The 26,765-nt window shown below is 45.0% G+C and carries 30 protein-coding genes; 18 read left to right on the forward strand and 12 right to left on the reverse strand.

Annotated features, from left to right (window positions below; all coding sequences use genetic code 11):
* Position 1: 1 nt before the first annotated feature.
* From V4C51_RS06415 to V4C51_RS06435, 5 genes are all read right to left on the reverse strand, one after another.
* Positions 2–538 (reverse strand): hypothetical protein, encoded by a 537-nt coding sequence (locus V4C51_RS06415; protein WP_330925315.1) that lies wholly within the window; start codon positions 536–538, stop codon positions 2–4.
* A gap of 87 nt (positions 539–625) precedes the next feature.
* Positions 626–1,174, reverse strand: a complete 549-nt coding sequence (locus V4C51_RS06420; protein WP_330925316.1) for a hypothetical protein — start codon at positions 1,172–1,174, stop codon at positions 626–628.
* A gap of 110 nt (positions 1,175–1,284) precedes the next feature.
* Positions 1,285–1,785 carry a hypothetical protein gene (locus V4C51_RS06425; protein ID WP_330925317.1) on the reverse strand — a complete coding sequence of 167 codons (501 nt, stop codon included), beginning with the start codon at positions 1,783–1,785 and terminating at the stop codon, positions 1,285–1,287.
* Positions 1,786–1,891: 106 nt separating this feature from the next.
* A complete protein-coding gene (locus V4C51_RS06430) occupies positions 1,892–2,398 on the reverse strand; it encodes a hypothetical protein (RefSeq protein ID WP_330925318.1) in 507 nt (168 codons plus the stop codon).
* 244 nt (positions 2,399–2,642) lie between these two features.
* Positions 2,643–2,849 carry a hypothetical protein gene (locus V4C51_RS06435; protein WP_330925319.1) on the reverse strand — a complete coding sequence of 69 codons (207 nt, stop codon included), beginning with the start codon at positions 2,847–2,849 and terminating at the stop codon, positions 2,643–2,645.
* Between the two features lie 173 nt (positions 2,850–3,022).
* Here V4C51_RS06435 and V4C51_RS06440 point away from each other — a divergent pair, with 173 nt between their 5' ends.
* Complete coding sequence (locus V4C51_RS06440) at positions 3,023–4,168, forward strand: homogentisate 1,2-dioxygenase (RefSeq protein ID WP_330925320.1); 1,146 nt, start codon at positions 3,023–3,025, stop codon at positions 4,166–4,168.
* Positions 4,165–5,154, forward strand: coding sequence for a fumarylacetoacetate hydrolase family protein (locus V4C51_RS06445; RefSeq protein WP_330925321.1), 990 nt, complete (start codon positions 4,165–4,167; stop codon positions 5,152–5,154). The genes V4C51_RS06440 and V4C51_RS06445 overlap by 4 nt, the downstream gene beginning before the upstream one ends.
* Before the next feature lie 73 nt (positions 5,155–5,227).
* On the opposite strand, the gene V4C51_RS06450 is transcribed toward V4C51_RS06445, so the two are convergent.
* The 7 genes from V4C51_RS06450 to V4C51_RS06480 all read right to left on the reverse strand — a co-directional run bounded on the left by V4C51_RS06450 (position 5,228) and on the right by V4C51_RS06480 (position 13,129).
* A complete protein-coding gene (locus V4C51_RS06450) occupies positions 5,228–5,680 on the reverse strand; it encodes an NfeD family protein (RefSeq protein ID WP_330925322.1) in 453 nt (150 codons plus the stop codon).
* Positions 5,680–6,624, reverse strand: a complete 945-nt coding sequence (locus tag V4C51_RS06455) for an SPFH domain-containing protein (RefSeq protein ID WP_330925323.1) — start codon at positions 6,622–6,624, stop codon at positions 5,680–5,682. Before V4C51_RS06455 ends, V4C51_RS06450 begins: the two co-directional genes overlap by 1 nt.
* Before the next feature lie 206 nt (positions 6,625–6,830).
* On the reverse strand, positions 6,831–6,953 hold the full coding sequence (locus tag V4C51_RS06460; protein ID WP_330925324.1) for a hypothetical protein: 123 nt from the start codon (positions 6,951–6,953) through the stop codon (positions 6,831–6,833).
* A 15-nt stretch (positions 6,954–6,968) separates the two neighbouring features.
* On the reverse strand, positions 6,969–7,940 hold the full coding sequence (gene cysK / locus V4C51_RS06465) for a cysteine synthase A (RefSeq protein ID WP_330925325.1): 972 nt from the start codon (positions 7,938–7,940) through the stop codon (positions 6,969–6,971).
* Between the two features lie 227 nt (positions 7,941–8,167).
* Positions 8,168–8,968, reverse strand: a complete 801-nt coding sequence (locus V4C51_RS06470; protein WP_330925326.1) for an ankyrin repeat domain-containing protein — start codon at positions 8,966–8,968, stop codon at positions 8,168–8,170.
* 667 nt (positions 8,969–9,635) lie between these two features.
* Positions 9,636–11,009: a hypothetical protein gene (locus V4C51_RS06475; protein ID WP_330925327.1), complete on the reverse strand. Its 1,374-nt coding sequence runs from the start codon at positions 11,007–11,009 to the stop codon at positions 9,636–9,638.
* A 281-nt stretch (positions 11,010–11,290) separates the two neighbouring features.
* Positions 11,291–13,129: a beta-ketoacyl synthase gene (locus tag V4C51_RS06480; RefSeq protein ID WP_330925328.1), complete on the reverse strand. Its 1,839-nt coding sequence runs from the start codon at positions 13,127–13,129 to the stop codon at positions 11,291–11,293.
* Positions 13,130–13,249: 120 nt separating this feature from the next.
* On the opposite strand from V4C51_RS06480, the gene V4C51_RS06485 reads away from it, so the two are divergent.
* The 16 genes from V4C51_RS06485 to V4C51_RS06560 all read left to right on the forward strand — a co-directional run bounded on the left by V4C51_RS06485 (position 13,250) and on the right by V4C51_RS06560 (position 26,447).
* Positions 13,250–14,299, forward strand: coding sequence for a GlxA family transcriptional regulator (locus V4C51_RS06485; protein WP_330925329.1), 1,050 nt, complete (start codon positions 13,250–13,252; stop codon positions 14,297–14,299).
* Between the two features lie 201 nt (positions 14,300–14,500).
* The gene (locus tag V4C51_RS06490) at positions 14,501–15,067 is read left to right on the forward strand and encodes a hypothetical protein (protein ID WP_330925330.1); all 567 of its coding nucleotides are present in this window, start codon (positions 14,501–14,503) and stop codon (positions 15,065–15,067) included.
* Positions 15,068–15,926: 859 nt separating this feature from the next.
* A complete protein-coding gene (locus V4C51_RS06495; RefSeq protein WP_330925331.1) occupies positions 15,927–16,421 on the forward strand; it encodes a hypothetical protein in 495 nt (164 codons plus the stop codon).
* Between the two features lie 311 nt (positions 16,422–16,732).
* Positions 16,733–17,269: a hypothetical protein gene (locus V4C51_RS06500; protein ID WP_330925332.1), complete on the forward strand. Its 537-nt coding sequence runs from the start codon at positions 16,733–16,735 to the stop codon at positions 17,267–17,269.
* 34 nt (positions 17,270–17,303) lie between these two features.
* The gene (locus tag V4C51_RS06505; RefSeq protein WP_330925333.1) at positions 17,304–17,810 is read left to right on the forward strand and encodes a hypothetical protein; all 507 of its coding nucleotides are present in this window, start codon (positions 17,304–17,306) and stop codon (positions 17,808–17,810) included.
* A 181-nt stretch (positions 17,811–17,991) separates the two neighbouring features.
* Positions 17,992–18,528 carry a hypothetical protein gene (locus V4C51_RS06510; protein WP_330925334.1) on the forward strand — a complete coding sequence of 179 codons (537 nt, stop codon included), beginning with the start codon at positions 17,992–17,994 and terminating at the stop codon, positions 18,526–18,528.
* A gap of 33 nt (positions 18,529–18,561) precedes the next feature.
* Positions 18,562–19,074 (forward strand): hypothetical protein, encoded by a 513-nt coding sequence (locus V4C51_RS06515; RefSeq protein ID WP_330925335.1) that lies wholly within the window; start codon positions 18,562–18,564, stop codon positions 19,072–19,074.
* 326 nt (positions 19,075–19,400) lie between these two features.
* On the forward strand, positions 19,401–19,904 hold the full coding sequence (locus tag V4C51_RS06520) for a hypothetical protein (protein ID WP_330925336.1): 504 nt from the start codon (positions 19,401–19,403) through the stop codon (positions 19,902–19,904).
* A gap of 627 nt (positions 19,905–20,531) precedes the next feature.
* Positions 20,532–20,942, forward strand: coding sequence for a hypothetical protein (locus V4C51_RS06525; RefSeq protein ID WP_330925337.1), 411 nt, complete (start codon positions 20,532–20,534; stop codon positions 20,940–20,942).
* 577 nt (positions 20,943–21,519) lie between these two features.
* A complete protein-coding gene (locus tag V4C51_RS06530) occupies positions 21,520–22,032 on the forward strand; it encodes a hypothetical protein (RefSeq protein ID WP_330925338.1) in 513 nt (170 codons plus the stop codon).
* 241 nt (positions 22,033–22,273) lie between these two features.
* On the forward strand, positions 22,274–22,774 hold the full coding sequence (locus tag V4C51_RS06535; protein ID WP_330925339.1) for a hypothetical protein: 501 nt from the start codon (positions 22,274–22,276) through the stop codon (positions 22,772–22,774).
* 239 nt (positions 22,775–23,013) lie between these two features.
* The gene (locus V4C51_RS06540; protein ID WP_330925340.1) at positions 23,014–23,529 is read left to right on the forward strand and encodes a hypothetical protein; all 516 of its coding nucleotides are present in this window, start codon (positions 23,014–23,016) and stop codon (positions 23,527–23,529) included.
* 214 nt (positions 23,530–23,743) lie between these two features.
* Positions 23,744–24,253 carry a hypothetical protein gene (locus tag V4C51_RS06545; protein ID WP_330925341.1) on the forward strand — a complete coding sequence of 170 codons (510 nt, stop codon included), beginning with the start codon at positions 23,744–23,746 and terminating at the stop codon, positions 24,251–24,253.
* Positions 24,254–24,492: 239 nt separating this feature from the next.
* The gene (locus V4C51_RS06550; RefSeq protein WP_330925342.1) at positions 24,493–25,005 is read left to right on the forward strand and encodes a hypothetical protein; all 513 of its coding nucleotides are present in this window, start codon (positions 24,493–24,495) and stop codon (positions 25,003–25,005) included.
* A 214-nt stretch (positions 25,006–25,219) separates the two neighbouring features.
* Positions 25,220–25,741 carry a hypothetical protein gene (locus tag V4C51_RS06555; protein ID WP_330925343.1) on the forward strand — a complete coding sequence of 174 codons (522 nt, stop codon included), beginning with the start codon at positions 25,220–25,222 and terminating at the stop codon, positions 25,739–25,741.
* A 214-nt stretch (positions 25,742–25,955) separates the two neighbouring features.
* Entirely contained in the window at positions 25,956–26,447 is a 492-nt protein-coding gene (locus V4C51_RS06560; protein WP_330925344.1) for a hypothetical protein, read from the forward strand.
* Positions 26,448–26,765: the final 318 nt, after the last annotated feature.

A 26,765-nucleotide genomic window follows, 5' to 3' on the forward strand; every position in this document is an offset into this window, starting at 1 on the left:
GTCACTCCCAAAAGCCGTTAGTGAGCTTATAAGAAGCCGTTTCAACAGCAGTTATCCCAAAGGTGTAGACATTCTCTTTAAACGAAACGGTGCCAGAATTTTCTGAATCCATATTAACCTTGATATCGTATAGCTTGACCGGCTTTTCAATCTTAACGTGATCACAACCGTCAACTTTACCACCAAGATTTGTACACTCCATCACAGACAGCTTACCACTCCAGACATTTGTTGCTGCATCGTTATGCAAATTCACCGCAATTTTTGACTTAACATGGGTAAGCGGTGTTTTCTGAGTATTTACATCATAAATCACAATATCAGTCTGGCCTTTTCCAGCCGCTAAACTTTCACTATTATCTTGATATTCTCCATCTGATGTCGCGATACCCCAATAGCCTTTACCAAACCCCACCCCACTGCCAGACGTGCCACCATCAATTTTATACGTGGACACCTCTTTACCTATTGCCGCAAAACCCATGGTAGTCAACAACGAAATAGAAGCGCCTATAATGACTTTAACCAAAACATTCATTCAATCAACCTCAATCAAATACATTGTACTTACTACCAACGGCTTGCCTGAAGGGCAAAAAATTTTTTCCCGCCAAATCAAATGGCTTCAATCCCTTTTAAAGCCTGACTTTGACAGCTTATAAGAAGCTGTAGCAACAGCCTTTACACCTAAAACATGGAGATCATTTTTAAACGAAACAGTGCCAGAATTATCTGAATCCAGGTTCACCTTAATATCGTACAGATCAATAGGCTTAATCAGTTTAACAAGATTACAACCATTAATCGTTTTACCACCCAGATTTTTACAACTCAAAACAGAAAGCGTACCCCGCCAGTTATTTGTTGCCGCGTCATTATGCAAACTAACCAAAATGACTGAACGGGTATTGGTAAGCGTCGTCTTTTGAGTATTTGTATCATAGATCGTAATATCAGTCTGACCTTTTCCAGCCGCTAACGTTTCGTTATTGCTTTGATACTTTCCCTCTGTTTTTTTGATACCCCAATCGCCTTTACCTGACCCCGAACCACTGCCCAGATTGCCACCATCAATTTTATACGTGGACACTTCATTGCCGACATCCGCGGCGAAGCTCATGGTAGCCAACAAAGCAATAGATACGCCCACAAGAAGTTTAGTCAAGACATTCATTAAATCATCCTCAATCAAATACACTGTATTTATTACCAACAGCTTTCATAAAGGCAAAAACAAGACTGTTTTTGCCACCGAATTAAACCTTTTCAAATCCTTTCATCGCTTTATTTAGACAGTTTATAAGTAGCATTTACAACAGACGTTTTCCCTAAAACATTGATATACCTTTTAAAGGCAATCATGCCAACATTATCTGGATTCAGTTCTACCTTGATATCGCTTAGGTGGGTTGAAAGACCAAGATGACAACCATCAAACATACCGCCGAGGTTTTTACACCGTATCTCAAAAAACGTGCCGTACCATTTATAGGTATTTACATCTTTGTACAAATGCAATGAGGCCTCTGAGGTAGTATTGGTATACGCTGTCTTCTGAGCCGCGATATCATAGATCATAATATCGGTTCGAATGTCGCCATCGTCATCATAATCATCAACAGATTCCGCAATACTCCAATAGCCTTTACCTAACCTTATACCGCTCCCTAACCAGCCACCACTGATTTTAGAGGTAGACACTTCATTGCCCGTACCTGCCGCAAAACTCACGGTGGTCAACAACCCGATGGACGCGCCAACCAGAACTTTAGCCAAGATGTTCACTGAATCACCCTCAACCAAATACACCGCATTTATTTCCAGGAGTTTGTCTCAAGGAAAAAAACGCTTTTGTCCGTACAACTGGTCTGCTTCAAACCGTTTTAACGCTTCATTTAGCCAGTTTATATGAAGCCTTCAGAGAAGTAGAATGACCAGAGACTTTGAAATCAATTTCACCTGAAACAGTGCCAAGGTTATCTGAATCCAGATCTACCTTAATATCTTTTATGTCCATAGGCTGAGCGATCTTAATGAATTTACACGCATCAATACTAACAAGGTGATTACTGAGATCTTTGCATTTCAACACAGAAACCGTACCATCCCATTCACTGGTCGGAGAACTGTAATGCAAATGTGTTGAGGTTTCTAACTCGAGATTCGCAAGCGTTATATGGTGAGTGCTTGTATCATGGATGAAGAGATTGCTGTATTCATTTTCATCGGGATTAACGGGATTGATGCCCCAATGGCCTTTACCCGACCCCGTACCAGAGATAAAAAGGCCACCCTTAAGTGTAAAAGCAGACACTTCAGTGCCTGTATCCACCGCAAAGCTCAAGGTAGACGACAACAAAACAAACACGCCAATAAATGCTCTAGCGAAGGTATTCATTAAATTGACCTCAATAAAATACACTGGATCCATAACCAACAGATTAACTCAGGATTAACTCAGGATTAACTCAGGATAGAGATATGGATAATTTTGAGCGAAATAACACGTTTCAACCCCTCCTGAACGCTTGATGATTGCACCAACAGCCATAGACATTACGATAAAACAGCCTCTTAAGTACCTCCAGAATTTGCTTGTTTCGCAGTATGCAGAATGCTTATATTTTTTGCCCCCTGCTTCTTTAAAGGTCATACCACCCCAACCGGGTAGCCCTGATAAAGCGTTGCCATTGCTCGACATTAAACACCAATGGCCTGGGATCAGTGTCTTTGTCATCCGTCACCCCAACATGCTGCCGTGTTGGTTGATTCACCACTTCTACACGATGGAATCCTGTCACGTTACACACCTTCCAGCAATAATCCTCCTTAACGAACCCCGTTGCCATTAACACCTCCTTCTCAAACAAAACTAATTTCTCTTAAACTAGTTATAGCCACGTAAAGCTGTTTTTAGTGAATGTAAACAAATAGAAAAACAGGCGTAGCGATACCTTACCAATTACCCTACCATGGGCAAAATAACCCATGATAATGATAAATGGCACAGCAGGAGTCAGGTATGAGCCATAAACCCTGGATCAATTTACCAATACGCGAAGGCAAGCATTCCAGACAAGCCCATTGTGACCTGCCCGATAACACCTACGAGCGGGAACTTGGCCGGGAAGGTTTTTATGGACCTGTTTCTCATATGCACCACCAGCATCCTCCAACGGGCTGGGTGTCATTTGAAGGCCCCCTCTCCCCCCATGCCTTCGATTTAAATCAACTACCCAGCACAGTGGACAGTCCCTGGGGTGCCCCTGTCATCCTTAAAAACGCGGAAACCAATATACGTCTATGGACAATAGCCAAGTCCATGTCCCACCTGGTCAGAAACAGTGACGGTGACGAGTTGCTGTTTCTTCATGAGGGGCAGGGTGATTTCTATTGTGATTACGGACATTTCCCTATTGTTGAAGGAGATTATATCGTTATCCCCCGAGGCACTGCCTGGCGCATTGACACCGCCTCCTCCCTGAAACTGCTGATGATTGAAAACCGCAATGGCAGTTACCGCTTTCCAGATAAAGGGTTTGCTGGCTACAATGCATTCTATGACCCTGCCACCCTTGATCACCCTCGCATCAATAGTACGTTTAAACAACAGCAGGATGAAAATACCTGGGAAATCCATATTAAACGACTCGATGCTATCACTAAATTGACTTACCCCTTTAACCCTCTTGATGCCGTAGGCTGGCATGGTACAAATACCGTTGTGCGTCTCAACTGGCGAGATATACGACCACTAATAAGCCATCGTTACCATTTACCGCCTTCAGTTCATACCACTTTTGTGGGTCAAGGTTTCGTGGTCTGTACGTTTTGTCCACGCCCCATAGAATCAGACCCCAATGCCCTTAAGGTACCCTTTTTCCACAATAATGATGATTACGATGAGGTCATTTTTTACCATAAGGGGAACTTCTTCAGCCGTGACCATATCGATGTTGGTATGGTTACCTTTCATCCCTGCGGTTTCCCTCACGGCCCTCACCCAAAGGCTCTGAAAAAAAGCCAGGAAAATCCAGCCACATTCACCGATGAGGTGGCCGTGATGATTGATACCCGTCACCCACTAACGGTAACGGAGGCCGCGCATACCGTTGAAGTCAAAGAATATGTCCACTCCTGGAAATCACCAGAAGGGGCAACATCATGAAACTGGCCAGCAAAAAGTCTTTATCTCCCGACGGTGAACTCGTCGTTGTCTCCCGAGAATTAACACACATGATGCCCGTGCCTGATATTGCCCGGACAATGCGGCAGGCTATGGATCACTGGGAGCAGGTGCTACCTGCCCTTGAAACCGTCTACAATACCCTCAACGAAGGCGGAGTGACACAAAGTGAACCCTTCAATGCCAGGCAACTCACCGCACCCTTACCCAGAGCGACCCAGTTTCTTGATGGCAGCGCGTATGTCAATCATGTTGAGCTGGCACGTAAAGCGCGCGGTGCCGAGATGCCTGAAAGTTTCTGGACAGATCCACTGATGTATCAGGGGGTTTCAGATAATCTGCTGGGACCTTGTGAACCCATTGTCGGTAAAGAGGAATGGGGCATTGATTTTGAAGCGGAATTAGCCGTCATTACCGGCGATGTGCCCATGGATACTTCAGCGGCAAATGCCAGGCCCTCTATACGACTGCTGACCCTGTGTAATGACATCTCCTACCGCAGACTGATACCCAATGAACTTGCCAAAGGCTTTGGCTTTCTCCAGAGCAAACCAGCCAGCGCCTTCGGTCCTGTCGCTGTGACACCCGATGAGGTCAGTGATCACTGGCGAGATGGGAAGTTACATTTACCCATGATCGTTACATTAAATGGTGAGCCGTTTGGCGAGCCTGACTGTGGTACAGACATGGTGTTCAACTTTTATGAGCTGATTGCCCACGCGGCTAAAACCCGCCATTTAGGGGCAGGCACCATTATAGGCTCAGGAACGATTTCCAATAAAAACCGTTCAAAAGGTGCTTGCTGTCTTGTTGAAAAACGAATGTTAGAACACCTGTCGGGGGGAAAAGCGATAACGTCATGGCTAAGGAACCGTGATACCGTCACTATCAGCATGGAGACAGAAGACCAAAACACGTTGTTTGGCTCTATTGATCAGAAATGCCGTACTTTGAGGAATTCTGTGTAAACGCTTGTCGTCAATACGCCAAGAAGGCGTATAACGATAAGTACCATGGGTAACCGTGGGTATAAAGGATGTACTAATCGTTGTTTTTTTCCACCAGCAACACCATCCCACGGCTACCCACAACGCTCACCCGATCACCGGGATTCAGCGCGGTTAAACTTTCGACCTTCCATAACGTATCACCGATTTGAACCTTCCCTCTCCCGTCAGGCATGTCTTCTTCAATGAGTGCTGACCTGCCAATCAATTGAGAAGCCCGGTCATTCAGGCCAACAGCATCGGTTTTTTCATTGACTTTACGGAACACCTTCCAATAAACGACAGTGAACACAAGCGTAAAAACGCCAAACAGCACCAGCTGCCCACTCCAACCAGTCACCCACCCCAACCAGGCGCAAAAAGCAACCAACACAGCAGCGCCGGCAGCACCCAGAAAAAAACCGCCAGCTCCCAGGGCTTCAATACCCAGTAGGACAAACGCCACAATCAACCAGTGCCAGAACTCGAAGCTGATCAGCTCTTCCATTACTCTCTCACCGTCTTATCTTTTCTATTCGTCGTTGCCCTGGCCTCACCCACCAACTCTTTAATACCTGCCAGCGCACCAATCACATTGCCCGCCTCAAGGGGCATCATAATGACTTTATTATTATTAGCAGAGGCAACATCCTTCAAGGCATCCACATATTTTTGGGCAATAAAGTAATTGATAGCTCGCGGATCGCCTTCGGCAATAGCTTTAGAGACAGCATCAGTTGCCTTTGCCTCCGCCTCAGCTAAACGTTCCCGTGCTTCTGCCTGGCGCCGGGCTGCCTCAAGCTCACCTTCCGCCTTTAAAATCTGTGCCTGTTTTTCCCCTTGCGCGACATTAATGGCAGCTTCCTTGGCACCTTCAGCTTCCAGTATCTGGGCGCGCTTTTCCCGTTCAGCTTTCATTTGCCGGGCCATGGATTCCACCAGATCAGCGGGCGGCGCGATATCCCGCAGCTCAATACGGGTCACTTTAACACCCCAGGGGTCGGTAGCCTCATCCACCTTATGCAACAGCTGACTATTGATCTTGTCACGGTTGGAAAGCATATCATCCAACTCCATGGAACCGAGCACCGCTCGTATATTGGTCATCACCAGATTTTGCATGGCCCGGGTAAGGTGATTTACTTCGTAAGAGGCTTTCACCGGATCCTGCACCTGAAAAAAACAAACGGCATCTGTTGTTACTTGAGCGTTATCAGCAGAAATCACTTCCTGGGGCGGCACATCCAGAACCTGTTCCATCATAATAATTTTCTGCCCAATAGCGTCAATCAACGGCACAATCACATGTAACCCTGCCGGCAGCGTCCGCGTGTATTTTCCAAAACGCTCAACGGTATAGTTATACCCCTGCGGAACCATTTTTACCCCACGAGCAATCAGGATAATCACCAGGAGCACAAACACAATAATGGCAATTTGATAGGTCATCATGCTACCTCTTTCCTTATTTCTTTTTCACGGCCCCAAGGAGCCTGTCGGACTTAAGACAATCGCAAAGTCCGACAGGCTCCAAGCATAGCAGTACAGTTAAGCGTTAATAACCTTGGCGTCGTCATTCGGCACAAGGGAGAATCTGCCACGAAGTGAATTTCGCTTTCCAAGATGATAACAACACAGTGACCCCGGGAGCCTGCGCTTTATTGACTTTGTTGCTTAAACCAAAGCGCATTTGATAACGCAGGCCCATGGGTACTTCTGGTTGTCACGTTAAAATCATCAACGGCAGGGGTATTTTCAAGTGGGTTTTGGTTTACGCCCATACCCCAGACACTTCGTTACTGCACCGTTTCATTCTCAGAAAATACCCCCTCAAACAAGGCAGACGACAAATACCGTTCGCCAGAATCAGGCACCACCACCACAATCGTTTTACCCTTGTATCGTGGTTGCTCAGCCACCCGCAGTGCCGCAGCAACCGCGGCGCCGCCGGAAATACCGGACAGCACGCCTTCTTCTTTCATCAGTCGGTGCGCTGTAGCGATGGCCTCTTCATTCGATACCCGCTCAACCTGATCGAGCAATGACAAATCCAGATTCTCAGGAACAAAACCCGCGCCTATCCCCTGTATTTTATGGGGCGCCGGCTTTACTTCTTTTCCGGCCATGGTCTGGGTAATGACCGGCGAAGCCTCTGGCTCCACGGCAATAGAGACTACCGCTTTTTTGCGAATATTTTTCAGATAACGCGATACGCCTGTTATCGTACCACCGGTACCGACACCCGCCACAAACACATCAATATCCCCCTCAAGGCCATTCCAGATTTCCGGCCCCGTGGTCTGTTCATGAATACGCGGGTTAGCCGGATTTTCAAACTGTCGCAAAATCAGGTACTTGCCTGGGTTATCCGCGGCAATGGCTTCTGCTTTGGCCACGGCACCATTCATGCCTTTGGCGGCCTCTGTCAACACCAGTGTCGCCCCGAAGGCTTTCAGGATTTTGCGTCGCTCAAGGCTCATTGATGCCGGCATGGTCAATGTCAAGGGCACGCCCCGTGAAGCGGCCACAAACGCCAGGGCAATGCCCGTATTCCCACTGGTGGCCTCCAACAACGAAATACCGGGCTTTAACTGGCCCGACGCTTCCGCATCCCAGATCATGCTGGCCCCAATACGGCACTTCACACAATTCAATGGATTCCTTGACTCCATTTTCATAAAAATACGGTGCCCCGGAGCAAGGCGGTTCAACTTCACCAACGGTGTATTGCCAATGGACAGGGAGTTATCATCGTAAGGAACAAGCATAATTACACTCGGTTTTTTTTGCTGTCGACGGTATGCCAGAGATATGACGTTATCCTGTTAGGTGAGAGTTCGTAAAGTAATGAATGAGTAATGTGTTGTTTCGATGCAAATGTCAATAAAAATACGGCCATCAAGGGGTACTTCGCACCTCCCCCGAAAGTTCATCAGCGCTTTCCCGGATTTTTGCCAAACGCAAGGACTCCCGATGACGATTTAAACCGTCGAACTTACATTAAATACTTTTCTTTTATAAGGGTTGGTAAGGGTAATTCGGCTATGTTTTCTTTGCTCACCTGGGACTTGATGACAAGGCTCGCCAGCCTCTCCAGTGGCAAGGGAGTCCGTACCAGCTTGTCGAATTCTACGCTGGTCTCATAAGAGACATCTCTACCATACTTAAGCCGCTTCCAGGGCAGCAGTTTGACACCGAGGGTCATGCATTGTTCGGCAAATTCAACATCGCCCTTTAAGGCAGCTGTCTGAATAATGGGTGGCGGATGATCTGACCCTATAAGCGGGTTTGCGCCTGCCTGAAGTAGTGCGATAACCATATCTTTTTGTGTACTGAAACTCGCCAAACTGAAACTTGATATGGCATATCCCAGCGCGCTCCGGCCATAATCATCAACCTGATTAAGGTCCGCGCCAGCGTGAATCAAGTGATGGAGCACAGCGGTATTTCCGTGCAAAGCGGCGAGCATCAAAGCATTCTTGCTGCCGTGTTTACCGCATTTGCCGTTAATGTCCGCTCCTGCTGATAAGTGATATTCCACACGATCGACAAACCCATGAATTGCTGCTTGAAATAAATCCCTGGTCAATCGGTGAACGGCTGCACGATGATCAGCATGCTCAACCAAATCACCAAAAAATCTGCCGCATTTGTCGCAGAGAAAACGCTGAGTTGAATGGGGTCTTTCGTCAGTTATTCGACTACTTCTGATAATTGTTAAATCACGACTATCACTTCTGATTTCTTGGAGGTTTGCTGTTGAGGGTCTTGCGGAGCTTGGAGTGAATCTGGGCATGATATCATTCACATTTTTGGGTAAGGAGATAAATCCGAAAATTGGGGCAGACAAAAAGAATGTCGCTTGGCGCCACAAGCTTCAGGTGGCGAGTGAATGCTCTTACTGGCCCCCCTCTCGTTGCTGCTTGTTGAATAAAGAACCGGTGGTCAATCTTATTGTGATAAGCAAGAACGTCCTCATCATAACAAACTCTCCCGCATATATCGCAGATAACGGAAGATTGCTTAACAAGTGAGCTGGTAATTTTTCCGGTACGACCATACATGATGTCATCCACATTTTTGAATCTTTTGATTCATCACTAATAGAAAAAGCCGCGAGTCCTGTAACTTGCCCCATACAGCGCCTGCTAAGATAGACCGTCAAAGGAAGCAATGATTGCTTGATCAGCTCCATAAAACGGTTGTGGGAAACGAGGTTTGGAAAAGCTTCAAGCGGGTATTTACCAAAAGCGCGGAAAGCCCCGTACTTATATCCGTACTTATAGAGGGTGTCGCGAAACGCTTAATTTTTTCCGTCGTCATCCCATACAGGGATTGCAAGGGATCTATGCCATAAGGAAGTGCCTTCCATAGCGTGTGGTTCCTGTACATTCCCTGTACAGGATGACGGCGCGGGGCGTATTTCAGCGTTTCGCGACACCCTCTTCACGTCGGGGAGGATGTCAAGATTTACCATAGGTAGCAATATACATCACTTTTTGCTCACCTTTGGCAGGCACCTTTACCTCAATCGTACCAGTGCCGTGAAGCTGTCCACCTTGTACGTCTGATAACGTCAACAAGTTGCGATCACGCTCATTCAGGATAAATTTCACCGGAATTTTCTGGTCATTATACACGGTCATCTCCCAACGAGTGAGCCACTGCCCCTCCTTTTGCTGGTTATCCGTTTTTTTACGCGCCACCCTGACGGTTAACGCTTCGCCCATTATCAACCGGGCATAATCACCCTTGACTGTAGCTGGCAACCAGGTACCGCCACTGAGTAAGGTCGCGCCGGCTTTATTCGTTTCAAAGAATTCCAAACGCCCCGCCGGCAAGTCAGTACCGGCTTTAAATCGCAACACGGTTCGGGGATTTTCCAGCTTGGCAGGCTGACTGTTATACGACCTGCCATAAACATCCAGTACATAGCGTTTATCAAGGCTGATTTTTTCCTGTTTATACTGTGTCAGCTGGATACTGGTATGCCCCCCTAACTTATTGATGCCTGCCAATGGCGTAACAATCAGCTCTCCCATCCGCTCATCCTTTTGCGCGGCGCTGTATAATGCAACCGTACCATTCATGGAACGCGCGTTGCTGGCTATTCCATTCGTATTACCAGAAACCAGCCGGATAGTGGGATTGTTATAATCCACCCTTGACTTGTTTTTTACAATCAACTGACGCTCAAGGCGTGATTGCCCGTCAGCCTCTTTCGATAACTGATAGTAACTGGTATAACTTAACGAGTGGGTAAGATAGGAAAGCTGCAGTTGTCCCTGTGGTTTTTGATCACCGAACTCGGCAACCATACGATCAGCGTAGTCCTTACCGGCAAAAATAGTCTCCCGAGACGCCATCCTCACGCCCTGGGCGTCGTTCCAATCGACGATATACTGTCGCCCATTATTGCCCTGAACCAGACCAATACCCTCACCATACACCAGCAGCTCACCCTGAACAGGCACATTGATGCCACCGCCCATCAGTTCGACAGAATGCCCTACTAACTTGCTGTAGATGACGTCACGGTCAAGCCTATCCTGCCGCCACCAGATACTGTTGGGAATGTATCGCTGGCTTCCATCCACATACGCCAGGGAAAAGCTATTGTCTTGCCAGTCCTCCCCAACGTCATCGAGCACCAGGGAACCTTTATCGTCAGGCAGGGTAGCAAAGCTCTGCTTAACCAGGGCTTTATCAGGGTACAAGGTAATCTCGCTGCTTTGCGCATTCTCAATTTGTAATCGCCCGGCTGTTGTCGCAAACACCGGTAAAGGAACAACCAGGCAGATGACTAAAGGGAGAAATGCGTGCTTTTTTATCATCATCAGAAAGACTCCATGCTATACCCATGAAAATTAACAGTGTAAGACATGCGGGGACGGACATAAAAGCAGGCCCGTATTTTATCAAATAGCGCAAGGTCAAAACCCCCACCAGAGCTTTAGCTTGGTGGAGGAAACAACCGCGGGCATCGCGAAGCTTTGCCTCGAAGGTTGTGTTGCTTAGGTGGCGCTCATTCACCACCTAAAGCATGTGAAGCGAAGCGACATCCTTGATGATTGGATATTTTAAAACTGAACATGACACGTTTAGCCCGCTCCCCTTGTTAAAACTGCCAAAACGGATTTTCAACGTCAAGATCCAACGGCTTACCATAACCAGGCACACGAATCTGGCTACTGGTCATGGACAGGTGGATATCGTCCAGTACCTTGACTCCAAACTGGTAAACAGGGGTTGCCGTCCCGTCCTGCGCGTGGCGCTCGTAGCTAGCCTGCTGCTCCGCGACGCCTTCACGCGTTTTTTGCCACTGAGCGATCGCCCGCCTTCCATGCTTTGCACGCAACATTTTTTCTGTCAACTGTGGGCTTAGCATCAGCGCCGTCGCATTATTACCCCCAAACCCTTTAGCATTAATCAGTCCCAGGTCCATCGCGGCCTTATCGATGTGTTGGTGCGCCATAAGAATATTCAGCGAGTCGGCATGAACATCATCTGCCAGCGCTTCAATGGTTTGAATACCCGGAATCAGCCCATAACGCCATATACCAAGGGCTGACATTATCTGGTCTCCCGCTGCTGCTCCCAGGGAGTGACCAACATAACTTTTCACTGCCGAAAGCGGCCAGGAGTTAATACCAAAAGCGCGCGCCACCTGGTCCATAATATGGGATTCAGTCACCCGGTTTTGTGGTGTGCCGGTACCGTGTGCCTGAAGGAAGCTGCGTTGACGCAAGGCTTCTTCACCGGCAATAGCCCGGCCTAATGCCGCTGCCCTTGCCACGGTCAGATAATTACCCGCCCCTGGCGCTGAAATGGATTTCTTATAGCCATCAGCATGAATAAAGACATCTCCGACAGCCCCCAGGATTTCAGCACCACACTCCATAGCCAGCTGATCATCCATCAGCACGAAATACTGCGCCGATTCGGCAATGGTAAACCCGCAATTATTGCCAAAAGGACGACAGGCTTTGCGTAAATCCAAAGGATCATCACTGCTGAGGTTATCCAGTTTACGCAGCGCCTCGTCGCTGGCCAGCGCTCCCATCATGCTATAACCTTCCATAATTTCAGGCGTAATAGGGGCTTCGCTGTTACCCACAACCACCAGGCGTCTTTTGCCACGGCAAATATCCGCCACGCCTTGCTCCAGGTTATACAGTAAGGTCGCGCAAGCCCCCATACTGGTACCTGTCGCCCCCAGGGAGCCTAAAATATACGCGTTAATAAAATCGGCGGACATTTCAGCAAAACCGAGGGGGCATTGCTTGGACGTCACCCGTTTACCCAGTAAACGAGCCTGTAACATACCACCATTGCCGTTATAGTCGAGCTGACTCATGGCACTACCGGCGTAAACGGCTATTTCATCCGGGGATAACCGCCTTTTTAAATCACTCCAGTCCAGTCCTGAAGAGCCAATGGCGTCCGACGCGCCAAATACCGTCATTGCCAATGAGCGTGGATGATGCCGTGACTGGTACAAGGACTCAGGCTGAAATCCACTGGGCAGCTGCCCCGCGGCATTCACCACAGACGGGCGACAGGCTGGCATCATCACCCTCTGTTGCCCTTTTACTTTCACATATACCTGCCCGGCTTCCTTTTTTGTTATTTCCCAGTTTTCCGGCAACCGATCAGGTAAACCCCGTTCAGCCATCACCATAACCGAGTCACCGGTTACCGTTGCGGGGTGATGGTAGTACAACGCGTCACGGTCAAACTGTGAGTTATCGAGCCTGCGAATCAGGCTGCGGGACAACAGCGTGTCATCTGGCGTTTCTGGAGAAGCGCCAGTCAGCGCGGACAGTGACTGGAGTGTCCGCTGCCTGTCCTGTGTCGACAGCGCATCAATAACCAGGCGACGATACCCATGAAAGCCGGATGTCCGGCCAGCAGGACTGACACCACCTTGGGCAACAATAACGGGTAATCTGGACAAGTGACAACTCCCTGTAGCGTTTATGGAATATGGAGTAAAAAATGAATATAGAGTAGTTTAAGATCTCTTACATGGTCTAAACTGGACAAAGAAGATAAAAGACCCGATATTTAAGACAACATGACCGCCTCACAAACACCTTTGCCATCACTGTCAACCATCGCCATTCCACTGGTACCCCGTATGATTGCCACCAGCATTACTCTGCCATTGGAAATGCTGGAAGCTGCCCGCGCCTATTGTGCCCTGACCCATCACCACAAAACACTGAAGATCATTCTATGCGCTGAAACGCTCTCACCGGTAAAAACGACAGGTGGCCTCATGCTGACGCCTGATACCTGCTATCACGATACCGGACAGGCAGACCTGATTCTGGTACCCGCCCTCTGGCGTAATCCTATTCCCCAGGTTCGCCGTCACACGGCATTACTGCGCTGGTTACGGCAACAACAGTCCGGTCAGCCCTTTTTTGCCGTGGGGGGAACGGGCGTTACCTTTCTGGCCGAAGCCGGCCTTCTCAACAACCAGCCCGCGACAACGCATTGGTTCTACCTCAAGCGCCTGCAACATCAATACCCTCTGGTGCATTTTAAACCCCATCATTTAATGACGTGCTCCAATCGTATCTACTGTGCCGGCAGCGTTAACTCCATGGCAGATTTAATGGTGCATATCATCAAGCTCACTATGGGTTCTACCGTCGCAGCAAAGGTTGAGCAGCAGTTTTCCCATGAAATCAGAAAATCCTTTGAAGATAACGGGTTCACAGAAAAAGACGCGCGCGCTCATCAGGACGAGTCCGTTATTCAGTTACAAGAGTGGCTGGACATTAATTATGCCAGCGCGATTACACTAAAAACCATGACTGACTATACCGGCTTGCACCCTCGCACTCTGAGCCGACGCTTCAAACAGGCTACCACCTGTACGCCCATGGTCTATTTGGCCCACTGTCGCATAAGACAGGCGAAAGCGCTCCTGAAAGATTCTAACCTTGGTATTGCCGATATTGGTATGATGGTAGGCATCAATGACCCGGACTATTTTTCCCGCCTTTTTTTCAAGCATTGCCAAATAACGCCTTCTAATTACAAAAAAAGCGTGCGGGAGAAGCTGTTCCATATCAACAAAGCAGAATTTTCACCAGGGCAAGGTGGTTCGGTTTAACTGAAGAAAAGCGGTGGACTCCCCCTATGACACGCCTTGATAAGAGCGGTATACTGGAAGCCTGGTGATCCCGCCCTGTTACTACTCGGTCGCTCACAAGCCTGAAAAATAACGGTGATAATCCTGAGGCAGGAAAAAGGCTTATACATGGTGGGCTAAGGAGCTGGCAATACAGAGCACTGGAAACAAGGAGCCATCGCATTGGATGCCACTGCATTACTTAAACTGATAATAGTCGCAAGTCTGCTGGTATGCTGTTTTTCACTGGTTCTCTGGAGTCTGCGCCTCGGTATTACACCGACGCCCACATCCCATTCAGTTAAAAAGGCACTGAGCCAAATGCTGCCTTGCGCTGACCGCGTGAGAGGGGAAATCCACGAACTGGGGGCTGGCTGGGGGCATTTACTGCCTCTGCTGAGCAGTCATTATCCACAACACCGCCTGTTTGGTCATGAACGATCACCACTGCCACGCGCCTTTTCAAAACTGGTGAAAAACTGTTATTGCACCAAGGGCACCACCATCACCGCTGAAGATATTTTTACCGTCAATTTGTCACAGGCGGGACTGGTCGTATGCTATCTTTACACCAAAGGTATGCAGCGGCTGGCGATACAACTGAAGTCACAATTGCCTGAGAACTGTTGGGTAATCAGCCATACCTTCCAGCTACCTGGCTGGCTTCCCGAACACATCATCACAGCCGGTGATCTTTATAAAACACCTGTCTACTTATACCGCCATCAAATAAGTCCGACAGGCTCCTAGGAGCCTGTCGGAGAATAGACTACCCTACTGCGGTTGCGATAAATGGGTCTAAAAATTCCTGCTTCTTCGTCAAATAGCCCCACTATTATCCTCAGAAGCAGAAATTTTTATCCTCAATTTCTCGTAATCCTCGCTACGGGCGCTATTCTCGGTCAGGCTCCTAGCCCGGATATTTCATTGTTCCCCCAAATAACGGTTTGCATTTTCATGATTCTATATTATTCTCATTACAGATTTTTTCCCATTATTTATGTACTTTCAAAACCAGCCAACTTCTGAATACAAAATCATTGTCGTTTATTTTCCTCTTTGTATTCTTCTTATTCTTTGTGTATGTAATGCAAAATTCCGTGTTTTATTTTTTTGTACAGCCAGTGAGCAAAAACAAAACGCCGATCGACGAATAACTCCTTGAGTCGAACAAGCCGGATATCACAGGCTGGGTATTATCAATCATTAGAGTACTTGATATGAATTGCTGTAGTGCGAAACCTTGCGCTGGATGGCCTGAGAAAAAAGCCAGCGCTCCCCCCCACTACTCAACCAGGGTGTCGCAAAAGTGCTATAGACTGGCAATCACCTCCACTTTCGTCATACCTGTAAAGCGTTGGCGTCAGCGCTGACAACGGATTCCTGCCTTCGCAAGAAGGACAGAAAAGGCTCAGACAAGTGTATTTAACCTTTTTGTGACAACCTTTTTGTGACACCCTCTCAACGGGTTAGCAGGAAGAACTGATAGTAAACCTTTGCCTCTGATTAAGATCACACGCAACAACAATTTTTATGCCCGTTCTCCTGATGTCAAAAGAATATGATTTTTAGATGGCTTCTTGGTAGTAATGGACGATAGGAGTATATCATGAGTGTTAAGTCTCTATTGCGAGTCAGAAAGTCCATGGCAAGCAAATCGTTTGTTTTCTTTACTGGCGTCTTGAGCCTGATCATCATGGGCAACGCTTATTGCAATAACGCCCGTATTTACATGAAAGATACAATCCCCCAAATTCAACCACATTACTCAAAAAAAGGCTATACACTGAAAGCCAGTGGTCATGGTACGTGTATGTTGGGAGTTTATGGTCCCCCTAAATGCACTTCCAGAAATGGTGATGACTTTTGTCATGTCGGCGTACATTATGCTTCTGCCCTTCATTGTGGATTCGCCAGAAGTACCCAGAATTTTATCGTGATAAACAATGATACTGGAAAAGTTGTCGGCACGCTTAAATGGATAAAACGGGCGGGACATAATCCAACTATAAACATCAAAGAAAACCCTGACGACTTTATGGTGGATGTAACGGGTTTTTCTTCTGAACCCAACGCATTGAATTTCATGACTAAAAAAGATTGAACGGACAGCCGTTCAGTGTGAATTCGCCAGAAGTACCCAGAATTTTATCGTGATAAACAACGATACTGGAGAAGCTGTCGGCACCCTTACATGGAAAAAAACGCAGACCGTGTGCTAGGAGCCTGTCCGAGAATAGACTGCCCTACTGCGGTTGCGATAAATTGGTCTAAAAATTCCTGCTTCTTCGTCAAATAGCCCCACTATTATCCTCAGAAGCAGAAATTTTTATCCTCAATTTCTCGTAATCCTCGCTACGGGCGCTATTCTCGGTCAGGCTCCTAGGTATAAAAATTGGGCAGTAGGAGCAAATTATGAGTATGAAGTCTCTATTACAAGTCAGAAAGTTCATAGCAAAAAAATCGGTTGTTTTTTTTACTGGCGTGTTGAGCTTATGCGCCTTAGACAACGCTTATAGCAAAGATGCCTTTCTTTTAATGAAAGACGCAATCCCTCAGGGTCAACCACATTACTCAAAAAAAGGCTTTACACTAAAAGCCAGTGGCCATGGTTCGTGCATGTTGGGAGTGTATGGTCCCCATAAATGCACTGTCACTAATAGTGACGGCTTTTGTTATGTCGGCATACATTATAAGTGTTCAGGAGGGTGCGCATTCAATGCCAGCTCGCAGAACTTTATCGTGATAAACAATGATACTGGAAAAGTTGTCGGCACGTTTGAATGGAAAAAGAAAGAAGATCGTCTTGCGCCTCCAGGTAAGAAGAACAAGCCGTATATAATATTTCAGGCAAATCCTGATAGCTTTATGGTGGATATAACAGGTCATTCTTCTGAACCCAACGCATTAAACCTAAAGTGTAGCAAATATTCACGGGTCAATTTTGATTAAAATGTTCATTTGAGAAGTGAAACAGGAGTATATCATGAACATGAAGTCTCTATTACGCGTTAAAAAATTCATGGCAAAAAAGTCGTTTTTTTTTACTGGCGTCTTGAGTTTATGCGTCTTAGGTAACGCTTACGGCAGAAATGCCGAACTTTATGTTAAAAATCTAATCTCTCCACAGTACTACGCCAGTTACTCAAAAAAAGGCTTTAAAATTGTCCCTTATGGCTCAGGTCATTGCATGATCGGAGTATACAGCCCCTCTTCACACACTGCCATTTATGGTAAAGGGTATGGGAAAATAGGCATACATTTTAAGTCTTCAGGGTTGTCGTGTATAGGGGATTTCAGCTCCCAGGAATTTGCTGTGATAAACAAAGATTCCGGCCGTGTTGTGGGCACGTTTTCTTGGTATAAGCCGGTAGCGGCTGATCCGCGTATAGATATAATAGAAATAAACAATCCTGGAGGCTTTATGGAGGATGTAACGGGTCATAAAACCGATGCGCAAGGCGAATTAAATCTCAGGTGTGGGCACCCATAAAGGGAACAAAATCGAATGACATATTGATTGGGTTGGCGGAATAAGTGGCCAGTGAACGCCCCCTAAGCGACACGACCCTCAAGGCAAAGCGCCGCAATGCCCGCGGTTGCTTACACCACCAAGCCAGGAGCCTGGTGGGGGCTTTAATCCTGAACTATTCGATAAGCGGCAGGAGTCTATCATGCGCAAAAAGCCTTTATTACAGTTCAGAAAGTGCATGGCAAACAAATCGGTTGTATTTTTTACTGGCGTGTTGAGCTTATGCGCCTTAGACAACGCTTATAGTAAAGATGCCTTTCTTTTAATGAAAGACGCAATCCCCCAGGGTCAACCCTATTACTCAAAAAAAGGCTTTACACTGAAAGCCAGTGGTCATGGTTCGTGCATGTTGGGAGTGTATGGTCCCCATAAATGCACTGTCGCTAATGGTGACGGCTTTTGTTTTGTCGGTATACATTATAAGTCTTCTTTGGGCTGCGCATTCAAGGACAGCTCGCAGAACTTTATCGTGATAAACAATGATACTGGAAAAGTTGTCGGCACGCTTCAATGGAAAAAGAAAGCAGACCGTCTTCCGCCTCCAGCCAAGAAGAAAAAGCCGTATATAATATTTCAGGAAAATCCTGATAGCTTTATGGTGGATATAACAGGTCTTCCTTCTGAACCCAACGCGTTAAATCTAAAGTGTAGCAAACATTCAGGGGCCAATTTCGATTAAATGTTTATTTGAGAAGTAAAACAGGAGTATATCATGAACATGAAGTCTCTATTACGCGTTAAAAAAATCATGGCAAAAAAGTCGTTTTTTTTTACTGGCGTCTTGAGTTTATGCGTCTTAGGTAACGCTTACGGCAGAAACACCGAAATTTCCATTAAAAATTTAATCTCTCCACATCACCCCCATTACTCAAAACACGGCTTTAGAATTGTCCCTGATGGCATAAGTCAGTGCATGATTGGAATATACAGCCCCTATTCACACACTGCCATTTATGGTGAAGGGTATGGGACAATAGGCATACATTTTAAGTCTTCAGGGTGGTGTCAAGTGTGGGACAGCTTCCAGGATTTTAAGGTGATAGACAGGGATTCCGGCCATGTTGTGGGCACGTTTACCTGGTATAAGAATACAGGGGCTGATCCGCGTATAGATATGATAGACAATCCTGGAAACTTTATGGTGGATGTAACGGGTCATAAAAACGATTCGAGCAACAAATTAAACTTCAGGTGTGGGCACCATAAAGGGAACACTATCGAATGACATGTTGATTGGATTGGTGGAATAAGTGGCTGAAAACCGGTATTGTTCAAAATAGCGCAAACTATTTTCCTCGAGCATTCTGTCATTTGCTCAGCACGGCTCATGCTCTGGAAAAGTCCCTTAACGTCTCTTCAGGTTGACATCAATCCCCCAGTCAAAAAGGATGTCGCTTCGCTCCACACGTTTCAGGTGGCGAGTGAACGCCACCTAAACGACACAATCTTCGAGGCAAAGCGCCAAAATGCCTGTGGTTGCTTGCTCCACCAAGCCAGGAGCCTGGTGGGGGCTTTAATCCTGAACTATTCGATAAACGGCAGGAGTCTATCATGCGCAAAAACCCTCTACTACAGCTCAGAACTTGCATGGCAAACAAGTCCTTTGTATTTTTTACTGGCGTCTTGAGTTTATGCGTCTTAGGTAACGCTTACGGCAGAAATACCGAAATTTCCATTAAAAATCTAATATCTCCAGATAGCCCGTATTACTCAAAAAAGGGCTATGAAATTGAGCCTATGGGCAAGGGCCAGTGCATGATCGGAGTATATAATCGCCATTCACTCAACGCCCGTTATGGTAAACCCTATGGTCAAATAGGCATACATTATAAGTCTGCATGGGGGTGTGCATTCAGGGACAGCATTCAGAAATTTAAGGTGACAAACAATGACACGGGAAAACTCCTGGGCACATTTGAATGGAAAAAGGAGGCAGGGGATAACCCGTATATACATAACATAAAGGGTGATAGATGGTTGATGTTCAATGTAACGCATCTTCCATTCGATATGAAACACAGGTTAAATTTCAGGACTGGGCACCATGAAGGCTAAGGCCAGGAGCCTGTCGGACTTAAGGCAATTTCGGCCTGAAATCCAGAAAATGCGAGAAAATGCGAGAAAGTGCGGCCATATTTTCCGATGAATTTGCTTAAATAGGTCAACTATTCGCACAAATCCATCGAAAAATCTGACTCGCCCTACTGAATTTCATGCTCGAAAGCTTAAGCCCGACAGGCTCCTAGTGGTAATACCCCGTACACTTTTCATTGCGCATCACATAACGGCCTTGCACTTTCGTGTTTTTATATTACTCTGAAAACAATATTATTCTCATAACTTGCCCACTTCTGAATGTCAGGTTGCCGCTGTTTAATTTGCTTTTTACAGAAGTGTCGCAATGGTCGGTATCTCATCACCTGTACAGGGAATATTCAAAGGACAGGTGTTGTCTACTTGCTAATTCCTTCAGCCGAGCAAACCGATATCGCTAGTTGTTAGTTATCAACCATTCAAGTACCAGACATGAATGGCCTTAGTGCGAACCCTTGCTAAAGAGGCTCTAGGAGCCTGCCTGGGGCTATAATCAAGCAACAATAGTCTTATATATATATTCATAACACTCACAGTGGATGATTTTTAAGATGACTTGTTGGCAGTAATAAACAACAGGAGTCTATCATGTGCAAAAAGCCTCTACTACAGCTACAGCTCAGAAAGTGCATGGCAAACCAGTCCTTTGTATTTTTTACTGGCGTCTTGAGTTTATGCGCCTTAGGTAACGCTTATGGCAGAAATACCGAGATTTCAATCATCAATCTAATACCTCCACATCACGTCTATTACTCAAAAAATGGCTATAAAATTGAAGCTATGGGCAAGGGTTATTGTATGATCGGAGTATATAGTCCGTCTTCACACACTGCCCTTTATGATCGAGGCTATGGTCAAATAGGCATACATTTTAAGTCTTCAGGTGTGTGTTGGGACGATAAAAGCACTCAGAAATTTAAGGTGACAAACAATGACACAGGAAAACTCGTGGGCACATTTGAATGGATAAAGCATGCTGGGGTTGACCCGTATATATAACATGAGGGGTTATAACCATTTGATGGTGGATTCAACGAATTTTCCAAGCGATATGAAAAACGCGTTAAATTTCAGGATTGGGCACCATAAAGGCTAAGGCCAGGAGCCTGTCGGACTTAAGGCAATTTCGGCCTGAAATCCAGAAAGAGCGGCCATATTTTCCGATGAATTTGCTTAAACAGGTCAACTATTCGCACAAATCCATCGAAAAACCTGACTCGCTTTACTGAATTTTATACTCGAAAGCTTAAGCCCGACAGGTTCCTAGAGGTGAAAACGTTGTCTGCTGACTCATTCCTTTAGTCGAGCAAGCCTTATATCACTGGTTGGTCCATTATCTGATTCAAGTATTCAAGATGAATTGCCGTATTACCAAACCCTGCACCCGATGCTCCAGAGAAAGGGTCAGAACTCGCTCACCTCCTCTGCTCCATGGGTTAGTACATTGAGCAGATAGTAAAAGTCTGACTCCGTTTATTATCAAGCAACAATGGTATTTTATATATGTTCTCGCGATGTTAACAGGTTGTGACTTTTAAGATAACTTTTTGTTAATAAATGACAGTAGGTGTATATCATGTACAAGAAACATCAATCACGAGTCAGAAAATTCATGGCGAACAAGTCATTTATTTTTTTTACTGGCCTGTTGAGCTTATCCGTCACAGATTTCGCTTATAGCTTGAATGGCTCTCTTTCAGTCAAAAATAACATACCTCCAAATAACCCCTATTACTCAAAAAAAGGCTATACAGTTAAAAGCGTTGGCATTGGGGGCTGCATTAGGCATCTGAATCCAACGTCATACACCGCCATGTATGGTTCCCCCTATGGTAAAATAAACATAAAATATTATGACGATTTTGCGGATGCTGATTCTTGTGACACACTTCTTGCGACGCAGATTTTTAACGTGATTAACAATGATACAGGAAAGATTGTGGCCAAAATCAAATGGGCGCATTCATACCAATATGATAGGAGGGATTATGTAACTCTGTATCAAAATCCTGGAAAAATTATGGTGGATGTAACGAAACTTAAAGATAGAGATCAGGAGAACAAATTAAATTTCAACACTAACTATTGATGATCATTTAGGGGACAACTCCAAGCGACACATTGATGTGAGAGGGGGAATGAGTGACTGAAAATCGAGCTTGTCATTGAATGGGTGAAAACCTTTTACCTCAAGCAATTTACACCTTTTTCAGCACACTCATTCTTTTAAAAAGCGGGTTAAAGCGTCTTCGCTGGCACCCGTTACGTATTAACCCCATGGCTCTCGCTATCTGTAGTCTGATAGCAGCAATGAAGGGTAGGTGTATCTCATGTACAAGAAGCATCAATCACGAATCAGAAAATTCATGGCGAACAAGTCATTTATTTTTTTTACTGGCCTGTTGAGCTTATCCCTCACAGGTAACGCTTATAGCTGGAATACCTCTGTTTCAGTCAAAAATAACATACCTTCGAAAAACCCCTATTACTCAAAAAAAGGCTATACAGTTCAGAGCGTTGGCACTGGTACCTGCATTAAGCATGTGCATCCAACGTCATACACGTCCGTGTATGGTGCCGCCTATGGTAAAATAGGCATAAACTTTTACGATGTGGGGGACGAGTCTTGTAAAAATTTTTTTGCATCGAAAAATTTTAACGTGATTAACAATGATACAGGAAAGGTTGCGGGCAACTTCAGATGGGGGCATTCATTCAGAGTTGATGGGGATCATATAACTCTGTATAAAAATCCTGGCAACTTTATGGTGGTTGTAGCGAAATATAAAAAAGATCAGAACAACAAATTAAACCTCAGGATTAGCCATTGATGAACATTTAGGGGAAAACGCCGAGCGACATATTGATTTGAGAGGGGGAACGAGTGACTGAAAATCGAGCTTGTCATTTAATGGCTACAAACTTTTTACCTCAAGCAATATACAGCCTGTTCAGCACACTTATTCTTTTAAAAAGCGGGTTAAAGATTCTGCTGGCACCAGTGACGTATTAACCCCATGGCTCTCGCTATCTGTCATCTGATAGCAGCAATGAACAGTAGGAATCCATCATGTACAAGAAGCATCAATCACGAGTCAGAAAATTCATGGCGAACAAGTCATTTATTTTTTTTACTGGCCTGTTGAGCTTATCCGTCATAGATAACGCTTATGGCGATACCCATACCTATGTTTCAGTTAAAAATATGATACCTTCAAGTCAGCCACATTACTCAAAAAAAGGCTACAAAATTGAACCTGATGGCAAGGGTCACTGCATGGTCGGAGTGTATCACCCAACCTCATGCACCGCCATTTATGGTGCACCCTATGTTAAAATAGGCGTACATTATAGAGATGGTCCACCTCACTGTTGGGGATTTGGAAGCTATCAATATTTTAAGGTAATAAATAATGATACAGGAAAGATTGTGGGCAGGTTTAAATCGTATGAGTCCGAAGGTGGATATCTGGAAATATCAACAAACCCTGACAACTTTATAGTGAATGCAACGGGACTTAAAACCAATGTGAACAACAAATTGAATCTTAGGGCTGGGCTATATAAAGGGAACAATGTTGAGTGAAATATTGATTTGACAGGACAGAATGAGTGACTGAAAATCGAGGTTGTCATTGAATGGGTGAAAACCTTTTACCTCAAGCAATTTACAGCCTGTTCAGCACACTCATTCTCTTAAAAAGCGGGTTAAAGCGTCTTCGCTGGCACCAGTGACGTATTAACCCCATGGCTATCGCTATCTGTAGTCTGATAGCAGCAATGAACGGTAGGTGTATCTCATGTACAAGAAGCATCAATCACGAATCAGAAAATTCATGGCGAACAAGTCATTTATTTTTTTTACTGGCCTGTTGAGCTTATCCGTCACAGATTTCGCTTATAGCTTGGATGGCTCTCTTTCAGTCAAAAATAATATATCTCCAAATAACCCCTATTACTCAAAAAAAGGCTATACAGTTAAAAGCATTGGATCTGGGGACTGCATTAAGCATCTGAGTCCAACGTCATACACAGCCATGTATGGTGCCCCCTATGGTAAAATAAACATAAAATATAATGACGATTGGGGGGACGTGGGTTGTGGAGAACTTTTTGCAACGCATAATTTTAACGTGATTAACAATGATACAGGAAAGGTTGTGGCCAAAATCAAATGGGTGCATTCATACCAATATAATAAAAGGAATTATGTAACTCTGTATCAAAATCCTGGAAAAATTATGGTGGATGTAACGAAACTTAAAGATAGAGATCAGGAGAACAAATTAAATTTCAACACTAACTATTGATGATCATTTAGGGGACAACTCCGAGCGACACATTGATGTGAGAGGGGGAATGAGTGGCTGAAAATCGAGCTTGTCATTTAATGGGTGAAAACCTTTTACTTCAAGCAATCTACACCTTGCTCAGCACACTTATCCTCTGAAAAAGCGGGTTAACGCTTCCGCTGGCACCAGTGACGTATTAACCCCATGGCTCTCGCTATCTGTCATCTGATAGCAGCAATGAACAGTAGGAATCCATCATGTACAAGAAGCATCAATCACGAATCAGAAAATTCATGGCGAACAAGTCATTTATTTTTTTTACTAGCCTGTTGAGCTTATCCGTCACAGATTTCGCTTATGGCGATATCCATACCTATGTTTCAGTTAAAAATATGATACCTTCAAGTCAGCCACATTACTCAAAAAAAGGCTACAAAATTGAACCTGTTGGCAAGGGTTGCTGCATGTTCGGAGTGTCTCCAACCTCATACACCGCCATTTATGGTGCGCCCTATGGTAAAATAGGCGTATATCCTATACATAGTTTACCTCCCTGTTTAGGACTTGGAAGCTATCAAAATTTTAAGATAATAAACAATGATACAGGAAAGATTGTGGGCAGATTTAAATGGCATGATTCCAAAGAAAAAATTGGATATCTGCAAATATCAACAAACCTTGACAACTTTATAGTGAATGTAACGGGACTTAAAACCAATGTGAACAACAAATTGAATCTTAAGCTATATAGAGGGAACAATGTTGAGTGAAATATTGATTTGACAGGACAGAATGAGTGACTGAAAATCGAGGTTGTCATTTAATGGGTGAAAACCTTTTACCTCAAGCAATTTACAGCCTGTTCAGCACACGCATTCTTTTAAAAAGCGGGTTAAAGCGTCTTCGCTGGCACCAGTGACGTATTAACCCCACGGCTATTGCTATCTGTAGTCTGATAGCAGCAATGAACGGTAGGTGTATCTCATGTACAAGAAGCATCAATCACGAGTCAGAAAATTCATGGCGAACAAGTCATTTATTTTTTTTACTGGCCTGTTGAGCTTATCCATCATCAGCAACGCTTATAGCATAAATACTGTTGTTTATATTGTAAATCTAATACCTCCAAATCACCCACATTACTCAAAAAAAGGCTATACCGTTATAAATGACGGCAAAAGTCACTGCGTTGCCTCAGTGAATCCAAAGTCATACACTGCCATTTATGGTGGCTCCTCTGGGCAACACATTAGAATAAATTATCGTACCACCGGGGATTGTGCGCACCGCGAATTCAATTCGGCGCGCTTTGAGGTGAGAAATAATGACACAAATAATACTGCGGGCGTATTTCATTGTATGTGGTCGGTACCACAGGGTGGACCGCAAATATATATAATTAACAATCCTGGCAACTTTATGGTAGAAGCGACGGGTAAAATGAATAAGCCTGACAAATTGAATCTCAAGTGTAGCAATAACAATTTAGAGGATAATTCCGAGTAAACTGTTGATTTGAGAAAGAGGAATAAGTGACTGAAGATTAAGGTTGTCATTTAATGGCTACAAACTTTTTACCTCAAGCAACCTACAACTCGTTCAGCACACGCATTCTTTTAAAAAGCGGGTTAAAACGTCTTCGCTGGCACCCGTTACGTATTAACCCCATGGCTCTGGCTATCTGTCATCTGATAGCAGCAATGAACGGTAGGTGTATATCATGCACAAGAAATATCAATCACGAGTCAGAAAATTCATGGTAAACCAATCGTTTATTTTTTTTACTGGCCTCTTGAGCTTATCCATCATAGGTAACGCTTATGGCTTAAATACTATTATTCAAATTAAAAATCTAATACCTCCACATCATCCCTATTACTCAAAAAACGGCTATAAAGTTGAAGCTGAGGGCAAAGGTTACTGCATGATCGGAGTGTATAGTCCCATTTCACAAACTGTCCGTTACAGTAAACGCTGTTTTAAAATAGGCATACATTATTCTGCTGCAGGGAGTTGTCTGAATCACAAAAGTACTCAGAATTTTAAGGTAACAAACATGGATACAGGAAATATTGTGGGCAGGTTTACATGGTATAAGCCGTTAGGCTTTAGACCCACTATAAAAATGATAGAAAACCCTGAGAACTTTATGGCGTTTGCAATTCTAATAACTAAACCCAACAAATTAAATATCATACCTGGGGGCTACTAAATGAAAAATATTGAGTAAACTGTTGATTTGAGAAAAAGGAATGAGTAACTGAAGAGTGAGATTATTATTTAATTTGCGCAAACTTTTATTTCAAGCAATCTCCAACTCGTTCAGCACACGCATTCTTTTAAAAAGCGGGTTAAAGCGTCTTCGCTGGCACCCGTTACGTATTAACCCCATGGCTCTCGCTATCTGTAATCTGATAGCAGCAATGAACAGTAGGAGCCTGTCGGACTTAAGGCAATTTCGGCCTGAAATCCAGAAAGAGCGGCCATATTTTCCGATGAATTTGCTTAAATAGGTCAACTATTCGCGCAA

The organism is Candidatus Sororendozoicomonas aggregata, assembly GCF_031528575.1.
Lineage (GTDB): Bacteria > Pseudomonadota > Gammaproteobacteria > Pseudomonadales > Endozoicomonadaceae > Endonucleibacter > Endonucleibacter aggregata.